This window comes from Marinarcus sediminis (SeqCode) (assembly GCF_048571275.1).
Taxonomy (GTDB): Bacteria; Campylobacterota; Campylobacteria; order Campylobacterales; family Arcobacteraceae; genus Marinarcus; species Marinarcus sediminis.
Genome location: NZ_CP182357.1, coordinates 1,008,623 through 1,029,993 on the forward strand (window position 1 = coordinate 1,008,623; position 21,371 = coordinate 1,029,993).

The 21,371-nt window shown below is 26.0% G+C and carries 20 protein-coding genes; all 20 read left to right on the forward strand.

What is annotated here, in order from left to right; genetic code table 11:
- Position 1: 1 nt before the first annotated feature.
- From ACNI3C_RS05170 to ACNI3C_RS05265, 20 genes are read left to right on the forward strand one after another with little or no spacing between them, the layout of a single operon-like run.
- A complete protein-coding gene (locus tag ACNI3C_RS05170) occupies positions 2-820 on the forward strand; it encodes a thiamine pyrophosphate-binding protein (RefSeq protein WP_419771186.1) in 819 nt (272 codons plus the stop codon).
- Positions 813-1,301 carry a transketolase family protein gene (locus tag ACNI3C_RS05175; RefSeq protein ID WP_419771187.1) on the forward strand — a complete coding sequence of 163 codons (489 nt, stop codon included), beginning with the start codon at positions 813-815 and terminating at the stop codon, positions 1,299-1,301. The genes ACNI3C_RS05170 and ACNI3C_RS05175 overlap by 8 nt, the downstream gene beginning before the upstream one ends.
- Positions 1,301-1,963 (forward strand): class I SAM-dependent methyltransferase, encoded by a 663-nt coding sequence (locus ACNI3C_RS05180; RefSeq protein ID WP_419771188.1) that lies wholly within the window; start codon positions 1,301-1,303, stop codon positions 1,961-1,963. Before ACNI3C_RS05175 ends, ACNI3C_RS05180 begins: the two co-directional genes overlap by 1 nt.
- Before the next feature lie 9 nt (positions 1,964-1,972).
- Positions 1,973-3,040 (forward strand): radical SAM protein, encoded by a 1,068-nt coding sequence (locus ACNI3C_RS05185; RefSeq protein ID WP_419771189.1) that lies wholly within the window; start codon positions 1,973-1,975, stop codon positions 3,038-3,040.
- A gap of 14 nt (positions 3,041-3,054) precedes the next feature.
- Positions 3,055-4,176: a UDP-galactopyranose mutase gene (locus tag ACNI3C_RS05190; protein ID WP_419771190.1), complete on the forward strand. Its 1,122-nt coding sequence runs from the start codon at positions 3,055-3,057 to the stop codon at positions 4,174-4,176.
- 18 nt (positions 4,177-4,194) lie between these two features.
- Positions 4,195-5,436: an FkbM family methyltransferase gene (locus ACNI3C_RS05195; protein WP_419771191.1), complete on the forward strand. Its 1,242-nt coding sequence runs from the start codon at positions 4,195-4,197 to the stop codon at positions 5,434-5,436.
- Complete coding sequence (locus ACNI3C_RS05200) at positions 5,429-7,039, forward strand: class I SAM-dependent methyltransferase (RefSeq protein WP_419771192.1); 1,611 nt, start codon at positions 5,429-5,431, stop codon at positions 7,037-7,039. The genes ACNI3C_RS05195 and ACNI3C_RS05200 overlap by 8 nt, the downstream gene beginning before the upstream one ends.
- A 47-nt stretch (positions 7,040-7,086) precedes the next feature.
- A complete protein-coding gene (locus tag ACNI3C_RS05205; RefSeq protein WP_419771193.1) occupies positions 7,087-8,691 on the forward strand; it encodes a glycosyltransferase in 1,605 nt (534 codons plus the stop codon).
- Position 8,692: 1 nt separating this feature from the next.
- Positions 8,693-9,400, forward strand: coding sequence for a hypothetical protein (locus ACNI3C_RS05210; protein WP_419771194.1), 708 nt, complete (start codon positions 8,693-8,695; stop codon positions 9,398-9,400).
- 5 nt (positions 9,401-9,405) lie between these two features.
- Complete coding sequence (locus ACNI3C_RS05215; protein ID WP_419771195.1) at positions 9,406-10,854, forward strand: hypothetical protein; 1,449 nt, start codon at positions 9,406-9,408, stop codon at positions 10,852-10,854.
- 30 nt (positions 10,855-10,884) lie between these two features.
- A complete protein-coding gene (locus ACNI3C_RS05220; protein WP_419771440.1) occupies positions 10,885-11,340 on the forward strand; it encodes an adenylyl-sulfate kinase in 456 nt (151 codons plus the stop codon).
- Positions 11,337-12,392 carry a sulfate adenylyltransferase gene (sat, locus tag ACNI3C_RS05225; RefSeq protein WP_419771196.1) on the forward strand — a complete coding sequence of 352 codons (1,056 nt, stop codon included), beginning with the start codon at positions 11,337-11,339 and terminating at the stop codon, positions 12,390-12,392. The genes ACNI3C_RS05220 and sat overlap by 4 nt, the downstream gene beginning before the upstream one ends.
- Complete coding sequence (locus ACNI3C_RS05230) at positions 12,389-13,351, forward strand: pyruvate kinase (RefSeq protein ID WP_419771197.1); 963 nt, start codon at positions 12,389-12,391, stop codon at positions 13,349-13,351. Before sat ends, ACNI3C_RS05230 begins: the two co-directional genes overlap by 4 nt.
- A gap of 26 nt (positions 13,352-13,377) precedes the next feature.
- Positions 13,378-14,949, forward strand: a complete 1,572-nt coding sequence (locus ACNI3C_RS05235; RefSeq protein ID WP_419771198.1) for a glycosyltransferase — start codon at positions 13,378-13,380, stop codon at positions 14,947-14,949.
- A 23-nt stretch (positions 14,950-14,972) separates the two neighbouring features.
- Complete coding sequence (locus tag ACNI3C_RS05240) at positions 14,973-15,860, forward strand: glycosyltransferase family 9 protein (RefSeq protein WP_419771199.1); 888 nt, start codon at positions 14,973-14,975, stop codon at positions 15,858-15,860.
- An 11-nt stretch (positions 15,861-15,871) separates the two neighbouring features.
- Positions 15,872-17,128, forward strand: coding sequence for a glycosyltransferase (locus ACNI3C_RS05245; protein ID WP_419771200.1), 1,257 nt, complete (start codon positions 15,872-15,874; stop codon positions 17,126-17,128).
- Positions 17,125-18,405: a radical SAM protein gene (locus tag ACNI3C_RS05250; protein ID WP_419771201.1), complete on the forward strand. Its 1,281-nt coding sequence runs from the start codon at positions 17,125-17,127 to the stop codon at positions 18,403-18,405. The genes ACNI3C_RS05245 and ACNI3C_RS05250 overlap by 4 nt, the downstream gene beginning before the upstream one ends.
- Positions 18,402-19,322 carry a glycosyltransferase family 2 protein gene (locus tag ACNI3C_RS05255; protein ID WP_419771202.1) on the forward strand — a complete coding sequence of 307 codons (921 nt, stop codon included), beginning with the start codon at positions 18,402-18,404 and terminating at the stop codon, positions 19,320-19,322. Before ACNI3C_RS05250 ends, ACNI3C_RS05255 begins: the two co-directional genes overlap by 4 nt.
- 2 nt (positions 19,323-19,324) lie before the next feature.
- Positions 19,325-20,263: a UDP-glucuronic acid decarboxylase family protein gene (locus ACNI3C_RS05260; protein ID WP_419771203.1), complete on the forward strand. Its 939-nt coding sequence runs from the start codon at positions 19,325-19,327 to the stop codon at positions 20,261-20,263.
- Positions 20,264-20,265: 2 nt separating this feature from the next.
- Positions 20,266-21,369, forward strand: a complete 1,104-nt coding sequence (locus ACNI3C_RS05265) for a radical SAM protein (protein ID WP_419771204.1) — start codon at positions 20,266-20,268, stop codon at positions 21,367-21,369.
- The last annotated feature ends 2 nt before the right edge of the window (positions 21,370-21,371 follow it).

Here is a 21,371-nt window from a genome sequence, read left to right on the forward strand (position 1 = left end):
TGTGAATAGAAAAAAGTTATCTACTAAAGATGTTCGAAATGAGACAATAAAGCTTTCTTGTAACAGTGGAGCTGGTCATTTAGCTCCATCGTTATCAACTATAGAGTTTATGACTGTTTTATTTAATGAATATTTGACATATAATACAGATAATCCAGAAGATGAGTTTAGAGATAGAGTTGTATTTAGTAAAGGTCATGGAGCATATGCATACTACGTAATTTTAAATAAATTGGGTTTTATTCCTGATTATGAATTAGAGACTTACCATAATGGAAGTTCATTAAAGGGATGCTTGGTTCAAGATAAAAGGTATATGTTAGAAGCATCAACTGGCTCTTTGGGACATGGGTTACCAATTGCGGCAGGTATGGCTAAATCATTCAAACTTCAATCTAAAAAGAATAAAGTGATTTGTATCGTTGGAGATGGAGAAATGCAAGAAGGGAGTAATTTTGAAGCATTAGCTTTTGCATATAGACATAAACTTGATAATTTGTTATTAATAGTAGATGCTAATGATTTTCAGGCTATGGATAGAGTTGGAGATGTTGCATTAGATAATGATAGGTTATCAAAGGTTTTAAGTGTTTATGTGGAAGAAGATTGTTTTTTTGATATTGATGCCCATGATGAGAGTATATTAAAAGAGAGTTTTAAAAATTTCTTTGATGATAGTGTTAAGAAAAACAGTTTTTCTATTTGTATTGCACGAACTATAAAAGGTAAAGGTTTACCTTTGATTGAAAGTCAGGCAAAGTATCATTTCAGATGTCCTACAGAGGATGGCTATGAATATAGTGAGGATGAAAATGAGTAGTTTAGTTTCAAAAAAAGAATTAATGAAAGAGATATATAAATATTTCAAAGATGATGATTCAATGGTTTTACTTGTAGGAGATATGGGGTTTGCAGTTTTGGATGACTTTTTAAATAATCATCCAAGTAGGGCTTTCAATATAGGTATTGCAGAACAGTCTTCTATTGGAATCGCAGCAGGAATGCAAATGACAGGCTTAAAGCCAATAGTTTATGCACAAATACCTTTTTTAGTCATGCGTGCATATGAACAAATTCGTTATGATGTGAATGAACATGGGTGTAATATTAAGCTAATAGGTGTTGGTGCAGATAATTATTTTAATTCATTAGGTAGAAGTCATTGTATGGATAGTGATGATATAGATATGATGAAAATATTTAAAAACTTTCTTATATTATCACCAACTAAAGAATCTTTAGAAAAAGATGTTCAAAAAATGTTTGAATATGATGGACCAGTATATGTTAGGAGTATATGATGGGAAAACAGTTAAATATAATTACTAAAATACATAAACAAACACCAAGAGAATATCTTGGAAGAATGTTGGATGATAAGATAAATTGTATGATCAAAGCAAAAGAATTTGAGTATGATTTTTGGGATGGTGATAGAAAGTATGGTTATGGTGGCCATAAATATGATGGACGATGGGAAGTAATAGCAAAAGATTTTATTCAGCAGTATGATTTGAAAGATGGTTGTAAGATTTTAGATGTTGGCTGTGGCAAAGGATTTTTATTATATGAATTTAAGAAATTATTGCCAAATTGCCAAATTATTGGTTTTGATGTTTCAAAATATTCTTTAGAGAATGCCAAAAAAGAAGTTAAAGATCTTCTATTCAATCATAAAGCTCAAGATATTTATCCATTTGGAGATGATGAATTTGATTTTGTTTTCTCAATAAATACATTACATAATTTACGAATCTATGAGTTTAAAAATGCTATTAAAGAGATTGAAAGAGTTGGTAAAAATAAGTATGTACTTGTTGAAGGTTATAGAAATGAGGCGGAATTGTTTAATTTGGAGTGTTGGGCTTTAACTTGTGAAAGTTTTTTTAGACCAGATGAATGGATATGGCTATATAATGAGTATGGTTATACTGGTGATTATGAATTTATATATTTTGAATAAAGGTAAATTATGTCTAAATATTCACAACTAAAAATATTTCATTTTAAAGATAAAATAGATTCTCTACCTAAAGAGAATAAAAATATAAAACCTCCTTTACATATTAGAATTAAACCAACTAATGTATGTAATCATGATTGCTGGTATTGTTCTTATAAATTAAGTGATGTTCAGTTAGGTCAAGATATGGTTGAAAGAGATTTTATCCCTGAAGATAAAATGATGGAAATTATTGATGATTGTGTTGACATGGGAGTTAAAGCTATTACTTTTAGTGGTGGGGGTGAACCATTTGTTTATAAACATTTTCTAAAAACAATACAAAAGTTAGTAAAATATCCTATAAAATTTGCATCTTTGACAAATGGATCAAGATTAAAAGGTGAAGTTGCAGAACTTTTTGCTAAACATGGTACATGGGTTCGTGTCTCAATTGATGGATGGGATGATGAAAGTTATTCTGAATATAGAAGAACAGGTAAAAAAGAGTTTTCAAAAATTTTACAGAATATGAAAGATTTTAAAGCATATGGAGGGAGATGTGCTTTAGGAGTTAGTTTTATAATTGATAATAAAAATTATGAACATATTTATGAATTTATAAAATTAATTAAATCAACTGGTGTAGATAGTATAAAGATTTCACCATGTATTGTAGATAATGATGGTAAAAAAAATAATGAATATCATAAACCAATTTATAATGAAGTTAAAAGACAGACATTAGAAGCAATTAAAGATTTTCAAGATGAAAGTTTTGAAATATATGATTCATATCATTTACTTGAAGAAAAGTTTGATAAAGATTATGATTGGTGTCCTTATTCTCAAATACTACCTATAATTGGAGCAGATTTAAATATATATCCATGCCAAGATAAAGCTTATAACTTAGAAAATGGTTTAGTTGGAACTATTAAAGATAAAAGCTTAAAAGAATTTTGGTTTAATGATAAAGATAAATTTTTTAAAATTAATCCAAAATGTCATTGTAATAATCATTGTGTTGCAAATACAAAAAATAAAATGATTTTAGATTATTTAAATACTGATAATGAACATATTGAATTTGTATAAGTTAGGAGAATTTCGTGAATAAAAAAAGTGCAGTTGTAGTAGGTGGTGGATTCGCAGGAATAACAATGTCTTATTTTTTGAAACAAAAAGGTTTCGATGTAACAATTTTAGAAGCTTCAAAAGAGATTGGAGGTGGATGTAGAACATATTTTTATCATAATCATCCATATACATTTGGTCCTCATCATTTATTAGTAAAAGTAAATGAAATGTTTGTTTTAGAGTTTTATGAAAAATTTTTAGAAATGAAACAACTTGATCATAGACTTTTAACTTTTGTAGAACAGGATAGTAGTTTTTACGGTTATCCTATTCATGAAGATGATATATCAAAAATGCCAGATTCTGATAAAATATATGCAGAAATTGAGGCATGTGATGAAGAAAAAGCTAAAAATGCTACAAATTTTGAAGAGTTTTGGATAAATAGTATAGGACCTACTTTATATGAAAAATATATACATAGGTATTCTGAAAAAATGTGGCAAATTTATAATAACCAAGAATTAGATATTTTTAGTTATTCTCCTAAAGGAGCAGCAATTAAAAAGGGTTCTAGAACTTGTTTTGAAGGTGTTGTTAATATATATTATCCGACAGATATAAATGGGTATAACAATATGTTTGATGCTTTAGTTGAAGATTGTGAAGTTAAATATGAAACCCCAGTAACTAAGTTTGATCTAAATAATAAGAGAGTATTTGCAAATGGTACATGGTATGAAGGAGATGTAATTATAAATACAGCTTCTCTTGATTTTGTATTTAATTATTGTTATGGTGAATTGAGATATATAGGTAGAGAATTTACAAAAATTATATTACCTGTTAAGTATGCATTTGGAGAAAAGCCACACTTTTTGCATTATGCTGGAAGTGAAGAATATACCAGAATTGTTGAATATAAAAAGATGACGGGATATGAATCGGATGATACTTTAATAATTATTGAAAAACCAAGTTTTAAAAATAAACTTTATCCATACGTGACAAAAGCAGATATTCAAAAAGCAGAAAAATATAAAGCATTGATACCAGAAGGGTGTTATTCTATTGGTAGAATGGGAAAATATCATTATGACAATATGGATCAAATTGTTAAAGATTGTATGGAGTTAATTAAAGAAATTGATTAGATGATAGAAGGTGAATAATTGTTTAATATATTAAAAAACTATAATGAAAAGTTAGTATTTGTTGGTGCTGGGAATTATGCTAATTATTGTCAACAACAATTAAAAGATAACTATGTGGATATTTGGAACAAGATAGCTTACTTTATGGATGATAATTATTTAAATATAAAGTATATGTCCAAAGATGTATGTCCTATTGTTAAAGATAGTGATGAGAATACAGTGTATGTTATATTATCTATATACCTAGATGCGTGTAAAATACTGATGACTAAACTATTATCTTTAGGAATTCCTATCAGAAATATAATAATTTTAAACAAAGATGCACTTCCAATATTAAATAATATTATTAATTTAACAAATGAAAAATTTTATATATGTGAATTAGGTGCGGCGGGGAATACCATACCCATAAATACTATAGTTGATAATGTAGATAAAAGTAGATACACTATTTTTGGATTTGATCCTGATGAAAATGAGTGTAAAAGAAAAGAAAGTAGTTCTTATAGGGCATATCCAAGTATGGTAGATGAAAAAACGGGAAATAAAAGAAAAGTATATCAAATAAAACAAAATGGACATTTGACTTTTTATCCCCCTAATTTAGATAATATGAAGAGTTATAAATTTTTTGGAGATAAGCATATTGATTTTGCATTGTATGATGAATTTTTTTATGAAAATACAATTTCTTTAGATGATTGGAAAAAGAAATTAAATGTTAAAGAAATTGATTATATGTATATAAATGTAGATAGTGCAGAGTTCCATGTATTAAAGGGAGCTAGACAATTATTGAAAAAAGTTTCTTTAGTGGAAGTAGAAGTTTATTTTAATCATCATTTTATATCACAGCCATTATATGGTGAAGTTGATACCATATTGAGAAATGAAGGATTTCAGGTATTGGATTTTTACGGTGCACATAGATTAAAACCTAAAAATAGTCCTTTTAATTTTAATGATGGATTATTGTTACATATGAATGCAATATATTATAAACCATTAGAAAATATAGCTTCCTTGTTAGATTATAACAGAGTATTAAGACAGATTGGAATATTAGAGATAAAAGGATTTAATAATTTAGCTTTTTCAATACTTTATGCTACATATAAAAATATATCTAAAAATAATAAAGAGTTAAAAGATATATTTTTTTCAATTTTGAAAAATACATATGAAATTTATTCATTAAAGTTTAATTATGAAACTACTTTCAATGATTTTATGAAAAAGGATAAATGTGGATAATTTTAATGAAGTAAGAAATTATTTTGAAAAAATTAGATACTGCATGGTGGTTAATAATACAGATTCTCTAAATGACTACTCATTGAAGACAATGACTTATTTTCTATCAAATAAGGAAGAGAGTAATTTAATTTATTATAAACTAGAAGATATTATTAACAATTTTACAAGTAATCTTATATTTAAAATAAAATTGTTTTTTGATAATTCAATAAAATTAGAAATTGATTCAAATTCTTTAACACAATTTTTTATTAAAATTAATAAAAATAGTTATTTACTCGCTTTTGATCAAAATAAGAATTTATTAAAAATAGAATTTGAGTTTTATAATTTTATATTATTAAATAACAAAAAATTAGAAATGAAAGATATTGTTTCTAGAATAAATTTTAATCAAGAACAATTTAAAGAGTTGTGTATATTTTTATCTGAATATAATCAAGAAATTAAGTTTTTAGAATCTGCAGTTGGTAAATTTGATAATAAATGTCCATTATGTGGGGATACGCATTTAAACAAATTGTATAATAAAATACATAAATTTAGGAATGAAAATAGTTATCAACTTGATATTAATGTATGTACTCAATGTAAGTTTACTTTTCTTCAACAAGCCTATAGTAGTGCATATGAAGAACTATCTCGAATCCATTATTCCACAGATAAATACAATGTTTCTGCCCTTTCAAATAGTTCAAAAATGCAAATTATTATTTCTCAAATAAAGAGATTTTTTTCACCAACAGAAAAAATAAAAATATTAGAAATAGGTAGTGCTACGGGCATGCTTTTAAAAGAAATAAAAAAAGAATTTCCAAATTCTGAAATAATTTGTATAGAGCCTAATAACTTAGAGACAGATGTATTTACTATAAATAGTTTTTATGATGAAAATATTTTTTCAAATAAATTTGATTTTATTGTTATGCAACAAGTTTTTGAGCATTTGACATATCCAATAAAATATCTAAACTCTTTTAAAAAACTTTTAACTTCAAAAGGTGTGATTTGCATTGAAGTTCCTTATGTGATAAATAATATGAAATATTGTGTAGAAGATTTTTCATTTGAGCATGTGAGTTATTTCTCTAAATCAACTATAGTAAAATTAGCGAATGAAGTAGGTATTGATATTGTAGCACTTGATGATTCAAAATTTCTGACAGTGTGTTTTTCAAATGGATATAAATCTATAGAGGTATTAGAAGATGAACCTGATATTGTACCTATGATTGAAAGGTTTAATCAGAATAAAAATAAATTAATTGAATCAATAAAAAACAGATATGATATTCAGAAAATAATTTTTTATGGTGTAGGAAGACACTTTATGTTTCTTGTAAATGAATTGGAAGAATACTTAAAAAATAAAGAATTATATTATTTTGATGATGCATATACAGAAGACTATGAGATGACACATAATTTACCAAGAGCAGAATCATTAGAAAGTGATGCTTTAATTATCTTATCAACAGGAGATAGTGCTGCTAGAGAAAAAATTTTGGAAAAGATTAAAAATATGCAAATTAATGCTGTTGTTGTCAATGCCTGGGAAAAAATTTATGATTTTACACAGGAAAATAAATTTAGAATTTGATTGAATAGTATAAAATATTTTTATTGCACTAATGTAAAAGGTAGAAAATGGATGAGTTAAAAAAATATTGTATAAATCATGATATTTTACATGAGTATATTTATGAACGTTCACCTGAAATTGTTGCATCTTTTATAAAAAATAAGTTGATGGATAAAAAAATATTATTTTATGGTGATGGAGGGCATTCTTTAGAAGTTATATCTTTACTCAATTCTCATTTAAATATTTTGGGTGTTATCGAAACATTGAATAAAGATGAGTATTTTAATAATTCTGATTTTGGTTCTTTACCTATATATAAAATTTGTGATATAAAAAATTTAACTTTTGATTTTATAATTGTTCTAGGTTATTGGACAGAAAAGTTATTAAATGAATTTATAGAAAAAAATAATTTGCCATTAAATAAAGTATTGAATATTTATAAAGAAAAGGATATTCAGAAATTAAATAAGGAAAAATTATTAAAACAAATAAGAAAAAATTTTATAACAAATGAAAAAAAAAGTTTAGCAATAATTTTACGTTGGGATAATAGGGATCCTATTACTATGTCTTCTTTTGAATTATCAAAAGAATATAGATTAACTAAAATTTATCTTACTTCTAACAATATTGAAGAAGAAAATCAATTTTTTGATAATGTAATTTGTTGTAATAATAATGGAAGTTATTATGAATTACTTTTGGAAGAATTAGAATTTGATGTTGTTATATTTAATAATGTAGATACACGTGGAATAAATTTGGCTTATTATTCAATGTTAAAAATTAAAACAAAAAATAGAAGTAAATTCTTTTTTACTACTACTGAGGATTCATTTGGATATTTGACGCCTTTTACAAATGAAGATTATAAAGGTATGATTATTGGAATTGATGATGAATATGTAGAGTGTTCTAAAAAATCTTATTTATCAATTTTATCTGATGGTGACGGCTATATAACTAATATTACAGGACCAATTTTGAATAAAATAAAAAAGGTTTGTTTTAATCCTCTTTTTTATATGCATTTTGTTGAAGAAAAATATTTTATTGATAGTAGTAATATTGATTATGATAGTAATTTAAAATTTGTATTTACTGGAGCAGTGAGAGTTTTAGAAAAAAATGATCATAGAGTATTACAAGGACAAGATTTATTCAAAGTGTTTTCAAAATTAACTGAATATTTAGATTGTTCTGTAGATGTCTGGAGTTCTCAATTCATTGCGGAACAAACAAAAAATGATCTATATGTAAATAATAATATTTATATTCATGATTTTATAGTTCATAGCAAAATTGTTGAAACTATATCTTCATATCATTTTGGAGTTATAAGTAGGAGTTTTGATATGACAGATGATGTAGCAGAATTGTTTAGAGAACATGATAAATCACATATTTTTGCTAAATTTATGACATATATTGCGGCAGGACTTCCTATTATTGTTCAGGATAGATGTAGTGCAATTAGTAATATTGTTGAAAAATATAATATAGGCATTGTTTTTAAAATGGAAAATATTAGTAATCTAAAAAATATAATTAATAATATAAACTATGGGCAAATGAGAAAGAATGTAAGGAGTTTTCAATTGTATTATCTGAATAGTAATCCTCCTCTACAATTAAAAAATTATTTATTAAATAATAGGAAATAAAATGATAAAGAATAATTGTATTAAAGAGTATATTTCTGAAGTAAATTTACTAATAGAAATTCTAGAATGTAAAAATAAAAGCAAATATATAAAATTAAATAATAATTCTTATGTAACTATAGGAATAGACTTAAAAGAAATAGATGTTGAAGATAATTATTTTAATTTCTTAGTAGAGGTATTAACGACTTGTTCTAATATAAAATTATTAATAAATAATAATCAAAAGATATATGATATTCTTTTGAAAAAGGGATTTGAAAAAAAACTTATAATTGTCAATATGAATATTTTAGAGTATATACAAATGTCAGATATTTTAATAGTTAAACAAAGATCTTTACATATATATTTAACAAAGATTGAAAAATGTACTTTATTTTATCCAGGAAGTAATAAATCTTTATATGAATCTTTAGTAGATGGTTTTTCTAAAAAACAGAAATATTATTTTAATTATAAACAAGAAGAAGGGATTGTTTTAGAAACATATATGGATGTTATGAAATTTTATTACAAGGATACTCTTCCTGAAGATGAGTACCAAAAGTTAATTGATTCAAAATCCATTCATAATGAGTACCTTTTAGAAAGACTTAAATTAATAATTCAATACCCAAAATTTAGAGAAAGAGTAGTTAAACAAGCATTAATTGAGTATAAATATTTTGCTCTTGGTAGAGAAAAATCAATTTTAGAGGTACTATAATAGTGGTGTTTTTAGGTAAAAACAAGAGAATAAAAAAACTGAAAGATGTTTTGATTTTATATAAGATAAAAAAGTTAAAATTAATATTTGATGAAAATTTAAATAATATTCCAATTGAACACAAAGTTTATATATTGTGTTTTGATATGGATAAAAATTTAGAAATAAAAGATTTTTTATTACAAAAAATTGGAGATGAAATAAAAATTGTTCTTTTAAATAATAAATATATAATTAAACTATTTTATTATCATTTATTATTTCTAACAAATATTTCAATTGAAGAACATATTGAAATATTTTTACCTTTAAATAAAGAAAAATATAGAAAAGTATTACATAATATTTTAAAAATTAAAAGTTTTCAGTATGAATTAGTTTTTGACAATACCATACCAATGTATGAAAGTAGCTTTGGTGAGATACCTAATTTATTAAAAAATGATAATGTAGCAGTTTTAGATAGAGAAAGAAAATCAAAATTGCTATCAACTTCAATTGTCATTCCTAAAGAGATAAATAGGAATAATAAAGTATTAGAGTTCATATCTCCATCAAATATTTTTTTTACATCATCTAGCAAAAATTTTTCAGAAGGTGTAAAAAGTGTTAGTATCCCCCATAGTTTAATATTAAAGCCTATTTCTAAAGAAATTTTAGTAAGAAATTTTTTATTAGCTGATTACATATGTTTACCAACACAGACACAGTTTAAGTATGTAAAAAATTTAATGATTGAAAATTTAGATAAAATAAATAAACAACTTTGTTTAATTCCTTTAGGATATCCAAAATTGGAAAAATTAGAAAAAGATTTAGTTTCAAGCTATAATAATGAAAAAAATGCAATTTGTTATGCTCCTACTTTATTAACTCATAATGATGAATTTTTAGCTACTTTGAGTTTAAAGAATGGAATTGAAATCATTGATTTTTTATTAAATAATTTTGAGTATAACGTTATTTTTAGACCGCACCCACTAATTATACAAAGTGAAGTCAATGGTAAACAATATGTATTAGATATTCTTAAAACTTTTGGAAACAATCCACGATTTATTTATGATGATAGTTCTTATTATGCTGAAACATTTTCTAAAACGTTGGTAATGATATCTGATTTTTCAAGTACAATGCAAACATTTGCATTTGCAACATTACAACCATTTATAGCATTGTCTAATTCTAATTTTGATAAACTATATTATAATACATTTAATGATGAAGATATAAGACTAAATTGTGGTTTAGTAGTTAATACGTTAGAAGAACTAAAAAAGAAATTCAAGTATTTGGTTAATAATATGGGTATATATAAACAGAAAATTCTAGAGTATAAAAATAATGAATTATTTAATTTGAATTGTAGTTCTGAATATATAGCCAATAATTTAATTTATATAAAAAATAATATCAAAAATAGTGATTGGTATTATTTGAAATTTGACGAATAAGGATATAATATAGTAGTTTGGTTATTAGGGATAAGTGGTTCTGGAAAGACTACTTTAGGTAAGAAACTAAAAGAATATTTTGATGAAAAAAATATAAATAGTTATATTATTGATGGAGACAATGTTCGTTCTTTTTATGAAAATGATTTAGGATATGGTGTAGAAGAACGTAAAGCAAATGTTAAACGTATATTATTCAGTGCATATGTTTTGGAACAAAATGGTATTATTCCCATTGTATGTAATATTTCACCTTTTCAAGAACTAAGAGATTTTTCAAAAGTTAAATTTGATGACTATAAAGAAATTTATCTAAAAAGAAATCAAGAAGACATATTAAATAAAGATGAAATCTATAGTCAAGATAATGTAGTTGGTAAAGATATGAAATTTGAAGAGCCAAATAATCCTTTTTTAATAGTAGATACATCTAAATACAGCATTGAAGAGAGTTTAATAATAATTACAAGAAAGTTAGGATTATGACGAGATATGAGATAAATGAAGAAAGTTTACAAGATTTAATTAATATTGAAGTTGGACTTTTTTATCCTTTAAAAGGTTTTATGGACAGCAAAGATTATCATAGTGTTGTGAATAATTTGACTTTGTCTGATGGTTCAATTTGGACAATCCCAATTACGTTGGATGTGGATGAATCAAGTTTCCAAAAAGCAATTGAAACAAATCAAATTATTTTAACTTTCAGACAAAAAGAAGTAGCACTTTTAAATATTGAAGATTTTTATAAAGTTGATAATTCAGATATTGAAAAAGTTTACAAAACTAATGATATTAATCATCCTGGAGTACAAAAGGAATTAAATAGAAGTCCTTTTAGAATAGGCGGGAATATAGAACTTATTGATAAATCTATATTAGAAGGAACACTATCTCCTTTAAAAACAAAAAATTACTTCAAGAATAAAGGTTGGAGAACTATTGTAGGTTTTCAAACAAGAAATGTTGTTCATAGAGCACATGAATATTTACAAAGGATTGGTCTTGAATTTTGTGATGCTTTATTTATTAATCCTCTTGTTGGATGGAAAAAAAAAGGTGATTTTAGTGAAGAAGCTATTGAAAATGGCTATAAAACTATGATTGATATATATTACAAAAATCTTAATGTTTATTTTGATACGTTAAAAACACCAATGCGTTATGCAGGACCAAGAGAAGCAATATTTCATGCTATAATTAGAAGAAATTTAGGTTGTACTCATTTTATAATTGGTAGAGATCATGCTGGAGTTGGTGATTACTATGGAAAATATGAAGCACATGAATTAGCACTTAAGATATTACAAAAGGGTTGTTTAGGTATAGAGCTTTTATTATTAAAAGAACCTTATTATTGTAATAAATGTGAACAGATTGTAAGTGAAAATTGTTGTGCCCATGATGATGTTATAAGAATTAGTGGAACAAAAATACGTGAAATATTGGCACAAGGGAAAATTCCGTCAAGTACATACATGAGAAAGGAAGTTGCAGAAGCAATTATAAAATTAGAAGAGGATATTTTTATACAATGAAAAAAATTATAGCAACAGTAGGTCCTTCTCTACTAGAAAACATAAGGTTAGAGGAAGTTCATAATGAGAAAAATATATATAGAATAAATGGCGCACATGGAAGCATTGAGGATATTGAAAAATATATTTTAGAGATAAAAAGACAAATTCCTAATGCTAAGATTTTGATGGATTTACCTGGTAATAAAGTAAGAACTGAAAACTTTAATTATGGATATATTGATATTAAAAAAGGAGAAGAGTTTTCCCTAGGATTTCATCAGTTTAATTATAAAGAATTTTTTAAACATTTAAAAAAGGGTGATGAAGTTTGGGCAAATGATTCTATCTTTCATTTTGTTGTAAAAAATATGGATATAGAAGTTGCAAAAATCACTTTTCTTTCAAATTCAACGGGAAAACTTTTAAATAATAAGGGAGTTCATGTTAGAGGGATACATAAAGATATTCCATTTTTATTTAAAAAAGATAAGCAGTTAATTGAATTGGCAAATAAATATGAATTAGATTATATCGGATTATCTTTTGTAAGAACTGCTGATGATATTAAAGAAGCAAAACAATATATTAAAACTAGTGAAGTGATTTCTAAAGTAGAAACATTAAGTGCAGTTAAAAACTTAAACGAGATTTTAAATGAGGTTGAAATAATATTAATAGACAGAGGAGATTTATCTACAGAAATAGGATTAGTAAAGGTAGCAAGTTATCAAAAAACTATTATTGAAAAAGGGCTGTTTCATAATAAAAAGATTTTTTTGGCAACACAATTTCTAAAATCAATGGAAAATAATCCAATTCCTACAATTGCAGAATCAATTGATTTATATAATACCTTAAAAAGTGGTATTTATGGAATTCAATTATCAGAAGAAACTGCAATTGGTAAATATCCTAAAGAGTGTTTAAATATTATTGAAAAAATGTTAAAAGAAATTGATTTAGAAACAATTGGTTGATGAAATTTTTGAATATAAGAATATAAATGACAAATTTTTATAATTATCTTAAAGACAATTCTATATTAAAAGAACATAGTTATCTTAGAAATCCTAATGTTGTAGCAACCTTACTTAATAAAAAATTAAAAGATAAAAAAATACTTTTTTATGGTGATGGTTCTCACACAAAAGAGGTAATAAGCTTTTTAGATAAAGACTCTATTGATATTGTAGGGATTATTTCTGATATATCAATTGAACATATGTATATAAGAGAGGATTTTGAATATCCTCTTTTTGATATAAAAGATGTAGATTTATATGATTTTGATTATATCATACTATTAGGTTATTGGAATAGTAGAAATTTATATTTATTTATAACTAAATATAATTTAGAATCTTCAAAGGTATTTCTTCCATACAAGACAAAAGAATTAATTGATATAGCAGATAAGAAAGGTCATATAAATTATATTAGAAAAACAAAAAAGCCTCTAGTCTGTCTAATACTAAATTCTGATAGGAGAGATTTTATTTCTTCTGCATCAAAATATTTAAAAAAATATTTTGAATTGGTTAAAGTTTATATTTCAAATGATGTCGTTTATGAATCAAATGATTCTTTTAATGAAGTATTTTTTATCTCAGGTAATTTTAATTTTTTAGAGAAGTTTTTTGAAAAAAATAACCCTGATGCAGTTATCTTTTTTCATAGTGGGCAATTAGAAGTAGCTACTGCAAGATTAGTGCAAATCATGTGCAAAAACAAAATAAAATATATATATTCTACAACAGATTTCTTTTTTAATAATGCTTTTTGTATGGATGATAAATTATTAGCTAAAACATTTAATATTGAAGAGAATAAATTTAATATTTTAAAGAAAGTAGAACACGAGATAATACAAAATGCAGATGGTATTATAACAAATTGGGGTGGCTCTTATATGGAAAATGAATTAAATGCTGATGCATTATTTTCTAGCTATTTTCATAATAATACTTTTTTTAAGAACATACAATTTGATCCACGAAGAATTAAAGTTTGTTATACAGGTAATTTAGGGATGGATATAAAAAATGATTTTCATAAAATTACCACTTTAGACAATGTTTTTGAAAAATTGTTGGAAAATCAAATAAGTATGTATATATATAATTTTCAACTAAAATCAAATATATTTTATCCTTATGATAAATTAAAAAAATATGATAATTTTTATTGGAAAAATTTTGTTAAAACTGAGCAAATGCCTGAAGAATTATCTAATTATCACTTTGGTTTAAATGTACTTAATATTGGTAAAACACAGTTGAAAATTTTTGACACACTTTTTAAATCTTTGTTTCAAGCAAAAATAGCTACTTATATATGTGCAGGTCTTCCAATTATTGTAAGTAAAGAATACAAAATCTTGTATGAGTTTGTATCTGATAATAAAATAGGTTTTGGGACAGATATAGAAAATATATGTTCTGATATAAATAAAATTAGTGAGGACACTTTTAATTTATATAAACAAAATATATATTACTATCAACAAAATTTTTTAAATAATAATTTAGGTGCAAAAGATATTGCAGATTATATAACAAAAAGTTTATCAAAATAGTATAAGAACTTAATGAGGTAATAATGAAAATATTAATTATAAAACTAGGACTTTCTGAAACATTGGATGCTGAAATAGGTCATGTGATCTCTTTGGGAGATGTTTTAAGAACAACCCCAATATTACATGCTCTAAGAGAGATATACCCTACAGGAAAAATAACTTGGCTTGCTGAGGAAAGAGCAAGATTATTGTTGGATGATACTTCTTTAATCGACCGCCTTTTAATATGGGATAGTTTTGTAGGGTTTCAATTATTAGCTGAAAAATTTGATGTGGTAATAAATTTAGAAAAAGTTGCTGGTTTATGTGCTTTAGCAAATTCAATTAATGCTTGGAAAAAATACGGATTTAGATTTGATGAGATAAGTGGTTCTTATCATGCTTTTGAAGGTGCAGAATATGCAATGGAACTATGTGCTTTAGAAGATACAAAAAAAAATAATAATAAAGTATGGCAACAAGTATTAATAGAAATGGTTGGTTGTAAGTGGCAAAACCAACCTTATGTATTAGATTATATTCCTAAAAATACTCCATGTTTCGATGTTGGCTTTAATTATCAAGTAGGAACTAAATTTCCTGAAAAAGCTTGGGAACATAGTAAATGGGAAGAATTGGAAAATTTACTAATACAAGATAATCAAACTGTATCTTGGCAAGAAGGGTTATCAAATTTGTATGAGTATATGGAATGGATAACATCATGTAAAATTCTCGTATCTTGTGATAGTTTAGGACTACATATAGCTCTTGCATTTGGTATCCCTGTTATTGGACTTTTTGGACCAACAAATTCAAAAGAGATATTTTTTTATGGATCTAGTAGAGTTATACAAAAAAATTATATGAAAGATATTAATTCGAAAGAAGTTCTAAAGAAAATATTAGAAGTTCAAAATAGGTTATAAAAGATTTAATAATGGAAAAGTTTATTAATAAACTATTAGATTTAGATTTAATAAAATATGAAGATTTTAATAATAAAACAAATGAAGTTAATAGTTTTATCGAACAAGTTAATAAACAAAGTAAAAAAAAGAAAATCTTGATTTTTTTATCTTATGATGAGACAATAGATCCTTTTAGAACATATATGCCATATATGGATGAATTTGAGTTCTTTTTAATATTTACTAATGCCATACATAATAATTGGCGTAACAATTATGCAAATGCAATAATATCTATTGAACTTAATTATAAAGTGTTAATTCATATTTTAGAAAAATCTATTTTTGATTTAATGTTAATTGCAAATATTAATCTTTTTTGGCATTGGAGATATTCTCTTATTAAAAAGGTAATAAAAAATATACCAATAGTTTGTTATGAAAGAGACTTTACATCAAGATACCATATGACTGATAAATGTGTTTTGGAAGAGTTTTTAGATAATAAAAAATTAGCTGATTTTAGTATTGAAAATGAAAATTTTTTGTTTAACAATGCAGATAGTATTCTTTGCAGTTTTGATGATAGTAGGTTAATGGATTTAAATAACAGGATAAAATTTTATTTACCTGTTAAAGATCCTATCGAAAATAAATTCAATACTTATGATAGCAAAGAAATTTGTTTAGTTCATGGAGGAAGTCTTAGTTTAGATTCTGATAAAACAATGTTTAACTATTGGGGAAGATTACAGAATCTTTTTTTTAATATATCAAAACATGCTATAATTGAATCTTTTGTCCGTTTTGCAACATGTACATCTAATAAATCAAAAGAAGCGACTGAATGGAGTAGTTACAAAAAGATTAAAAATTTTAAAATTAACAAGTTGATACCAGTAAATGAATTTATAAAATATTCTTCAGAAAATTATTTAGCAGGACTATGTTTAATAAACTGTTCACAAATTTCAAAAAGTTCTAATATTGCATATAAATACATGTATCCTACTAAAATATTTACTTATTTAGCTGCTGGAATACCTGTAATAATTTCAAAAGAATATGAAAAAAGTTCTGATTTTATATTAGAAAATGGATTAGGAATTGCTTTTAGTAATGAACAAATAACTTCTGAAAGTTTTCAATTAGATCTAGAAGAGTTATTAAAAGTAAAAGAGAATATTAAAAAATTTGATTTTAATTTGATTTTTAAAACACAGTTAGAAGACTTGAACCAGCTATATATAAAGTTAATATTAAATTCTCAGGAGAAACAATTATGAGTGATTTGTTAGATTGGGCAAGAAAATATTATAAAACAGATAAAAAAGTAGAGATACAAACAATTAAAACTACAAAAAAAGAGATAACAAAAAGAGGTGTTATTTGGTTAGGACAAACTTGTAATTTAGCATGCTATTTTTGCTATTTTATTGATAAAATTGATAATAAGCAACATCCTGAGCACCCTTTTATGTCTCTAAAAAAAGCTAAACAAATCTGTTATAACCTTAGATATGTTTATGGAAACACAGCAATTGATATTCAAGGTGGAGAACCAACTATCTATCCATATATTCTTGAGTTAGTTGAGTATTGTAATTCAATAGGTTTAAAACCAACACTTATTACAAATGCCATAGTCTTATCTGACAGAAAAAGGGTTCTAAAGTTTAAAGAAGCAGGAGTAAATGATTTTTTAGTAAGTATTCATGCTATTGGTGAAACCTATAATAGAATTGTAGGGCATAAAAATGGAAGTTTAAAACAGATGGAAGCTTTAAAGGTTCTTCAAGAGTTAGAGATACCTTTTAGATTAAATTGTACTATGACAAAAGAGGTAGTAAACCAGTTTTCTGATATTGCAACATTAGCTATTGAAACTGGTTGTAAAGCGGTAAATTTTATTGCTTTTAATCCTTTTGCTGATCAAAAAGGAAATAGAGATTCCACTGACGTTCCTAATTATACTTCTATCAAAGAACCTTTGGAAAAAGCAATTGATATGCTTGAAAATGAAGATATTGAGACAAATATTAGATACTTTCCCCTTTGTATGGTAAATGAGAAGTATTTAAAAAACAGTTATAATTTTCAGCAACTTTCATATGATCCTCATGAATGGGATTATAATTCATGGACTTGGACAACAAGATTTAATCAACGTTCAAATTCTGATACTTTAGATGAAACTATACCTATTTTAATGTATGGAATCAAAAAGTTTAATGGAATCGATTTTTCAAATATGTCAGAACATGGAACAAAACAGCACTATATGAAAGAAGTTGATATAAAAGAGCATTTGATAAAACTTTTAAGTGCAAACATTCCTAAAGAGTTTTTATATAAACAAAATGCAAAATTAAGAGCCCAAAAACATTTAGAATATAAAAAATTGAAAGCTTGTGAGAACTGTAGTTTACAAGATATTTGTGATGGCTTTCATAGTGATTATATTTCAGTGTTTGGAGAAGATGAAGCTAACTCAATTAAACTAGACTTTTCTATATTGGATCCAAAATATTTTATTAATAACCAATGGAAAGTAAAAAAATGAATACTTTAGTATCTGTTGTAATAGATAATTATAATTATGAAAAATATATAGCAAATGCAATTGATTCTGTTTTAAATCAAAGCTATGAAAACTATGAAATAATTGTTGTTGATGATGGATCAACAGATTCTTCAAAAGAGATTATTAACTCTTATACACAAAAAGAACCAACTAAAATCAAGGCAATTTTTAAAGAAAATGGAGGACAAGCTTCAGCTTTCAATATTGGAATAAAAGAAATAAAAGGTGAACTTATTTGCTTTTTAGATAGTGATGATGAATTTGAAAGTAACAAGCTTGAAGAGATAGTAGCCTTGTATGAGCAAGGGTATGAATATATTTTCAATGATCATACAATGATTTTTGATAATAATGCACCTAAAGGGTATGAACCAATTAGATATCCATATAATGGTCAAAATCTTTTTTTACTTTATTACATCTCAAAGTATGTTGGAGGAATTTGTTCTACATTAAGTATTTCAAAAAAGATAGCTGAACAAATTTTTCCTATTGAAGATGAAAATGGTTGGAGAATACAAGCTGATGATGTTATTGTTTATATGTCAGCAATGTTAACCCAATCTTATTTTTCTTCTAAAAGATTAACTAGATATAGAATACATGGCAATAATGGTTACTATAATAAAGCTATCCCCAATAACAGAAAATTTGAAAGATTAAAACGTATTGGCACTTTGAAAAAGAAAGCTGTAGAGATATTAGATTTAGATGAGGTTTTCTTTAAAAATAGTTTTAATTTAGTTGCTGAGTTTAAAACGCATGACAGATATGATTATGAGTTGTTGAAACTTTATACGCGAGTTTTGTTTTTGGAAATGCATATTCCTTTTTTAAAAAAGCTTATTGCGTATAAAGATATAGTAAAATTTTATTTAGAAAATAAAAAGAGTTGACCGTGAAAAAAAGAATACTAATAACGGGTGGTGCTGGATTTTTAGGCTCACATTTATGTAAAAGACTTTTAGAACAAGGCAACGAAGTTATTTGTGTGGATAATTTTTTTACGGGAAACAAACAAAATATTATTGAACTTTTAGATAATCCCTACTTTGAATTGATTCGACATGACGTGACGTTTCCTTTATATGTTGAAGTGGATGAAATTTATAATTTAGCCTGTCCTGCAAGTCCTGTGCATTATCAATTTGATCCGGTGCAAACGACAAAAACATCGGTGATTGGTGCCATTAATATGCTGGGACTTGCCAAACGAATCAAAGCCAAAATATTACAAGCCAGTACCTCTGAAATTTATGGAGACCCCGAAGTTCATCCACAGCCTGAAAATTACAAAGGTGCAGTTAGTACCATTGGTCCAAGAGCGTGTTACGATGAGGGAAAACGGTGTGCAGAAACACTCTTTTTTGATTATAAACGACAACACGATGTCAATATCAAAGTTGCTCGAATTTTTAACACCTATGGTCCCAATATGCACCCAGATGATGGAAGAGTCATCAGTAATTTTATTGTACAAGCTTTAAAAGGTGAAGATATTACTATTTTTGGACAAGGCAATCAAACGCGAAGTTTTTGTTATGTAGATGATTTAATTGATGGATTGATTAAATTAATGAACAAAGAGAATTTTACAGGTCCTGTGAATTTGGGAAATCCATATGAATTCACTATGTTACAATTGGCACAAAAAGTGATTGAATTGACCAACAGCAATTCACAATTGGTTTTCAAAGAGTTACCTCAAGATGACCCAAAACAAAGACAACCCGATATTACACTTGCTCAAAAAGAGCTTAATTTTAATCCGACCATTCAACTTGAAGAGGGATTAATAAAAACAATCAATTATTTTAAAAACAGATTAAAAGGTTAATAATGTTAAGCAGATATAAAATAGAAGATATTTCTTACCAGGTCTCAGATTATTGTCCTGGTCCATGTCGATTTTGTTCGATGTGGAAATTACCTAAACGACAGAATGAAGAGTTAACAAGTGCCGAACTTGATTCTATTTTTTCATCAAAATATTTGGATTTGAAAAAAGTACATATCACAGGGGGTGAGCCTCATTTAAGTGATAACTATTTTAAAGCCATTGATTCAATTGCAAAATTTCATCCGGATACGGTAATAGATTCACCTATTACGGGTTGGTTTCCTGACCGCCATGAAGAGATTGCCCGATATGCTTTGAAAAAGATGAATCTCATCAGATTGGATATCTCTTTAGATGGAGATGAAGAAGTCAATGCAAAAATACGACTGCATAAAGATGGATTTGCCAAATCAATCGAAACAATTGAACGATTAAAAAAAATAAAAGGTGTCGCATTAAGACTGCAATTTACCATTTACAAACAAAATCTTCATCAAATTGAATGGGCATATAATTTTGCCAAAGAGTTAGGTGTGGGATTATATATTGGATACGGACGATTTAATCCAGAAAGATACAGAAATGTCAAAGATAATTTAACTCAAAAAGAGTTAGCTCGAGATGATTTCTTTTTAACCGTTGAAGACAGAGCTGAAATTGACAGACAGTTAATTGCCATTGGATATGACAAAAGCCGATATGCATTTAAATACCAATTCCAAAAAGCCTTATTCGATGGAAAAAAGTTTGACATGAATTGTTATATGGGAAGTCGAAATGTCGATGTGGATCCGTATGGGAATTTATATCCATGTTTGCTATGGTTGCCTTATTTACAAATGGGGAATATAAGAACCGATGGTGGCTTTGATCAAGCGCTAGAGAAGAGTTTACACATCTTGGATAAGATAGAGAACAAAGAGTGTCAAAAGGATTGTCTGTTTACGTGTGCTAATAAGTGTGAAATTGTAAATTCTGATGTAAAATCTGTAGGAATGGTGCCTTACAGTGGAGGAAAATATGCGTTTGCTTTCAGTGAAAATGATGTTATTCCTCTAAGACCTTGGTGGTACGATGAGTATAAAGAGAAAGGGTTAATTTAATA

Bases quoted from the DNA above. Each gene is read 5' to 3' on its own strand.
- ACNI3C_RS05175 (WP_419771187.1), top strand. From the start codon at position 813: ATGAGTAGTTTAGTTTCAAAAAAAGAATTAATGAAAGAGATATATAAA.
- ACNI3C_RS05180 (WP_419771188.1), top strand. From the start codon at position 1,301: ATGGGAAAACAGTTAAATATAATTACTAAAATACATAAACAAACACCA.
- ACNI3C_RS05185 (WP_419771189.1), top strand. From the start codon at position 1,973: ATGTCTAAATATTCACAACTAAAAATATTTCATTTTAAAGATAAAATA.
- ACNI3C_RS05205 (WP_419771193.1), top strand. From the start codon at position 7,087: ATGGATGAGTTAAAAAAATATTGTATAAATCATGATATTTTACATGAG.
- ACNI3C_RS05210 (WP_419771194.1), top strand. From the start codon at position 8,693: ATGATAAAGAATAATTGTATTAAAGAGTATATTTCTGAAGTAAATTTA.
- sat (WP_419771196.1), top strand. From the start codon at position 11,337: ATGACGAGATATGAGATAAATGAAGAAAGTTTACAAGATTTAATTAAT.
- ACNI3C_RS05230 (WP_419771197.1), top strand. From the start codon at position 12,389: ATGAAAAAAATTATAGCAACAGTAGGTCCTTCTCTACTAGAAAACATA.
- ACNI3C_RS05235 (WP_419771198.1), top strand. From the start codon at position 13,378: ATGACAAATTTTTATAATTATCTTAAAGACAATTCTATATTAAAAGAA.
- ACNI3C_RS05240 (WP_419771199.1), top strand. From the start codon at position 14,973: ATGAAAATATTAATTATAAAACTAGGACTTTCTGAAACATTGGATGCT.
- ACNI3C_RS05245 (WP_419771200.1), top strand. From the start codon at position 15,872: ATGGAAAAGTTTATTAATAAACTATTAGATTTAGATTTAATAAAATAT.
- ACNI3C_RS05250 (WP_419771201.1), top strand. From the start codon at position 17,125: ATGAGTGATTTGTTAGATTGGGCAAGAAAATATTATAAAACAGATAAA.
- ACNI3C_RS05255 (WP_419771202.1), top strand. From the start codon at position 18,402: ATGAATACTTTAGTATCTGTTGTAATAGATAATTATAATTATGAAAAA.
- ACNI3C_RS05265 (WP_419771204.1), top strand. From the start codon at position 20,266: ATGTTAAGCAGATATAAAATAGAAGATATTTCTTACCAGGTCTCAGAT.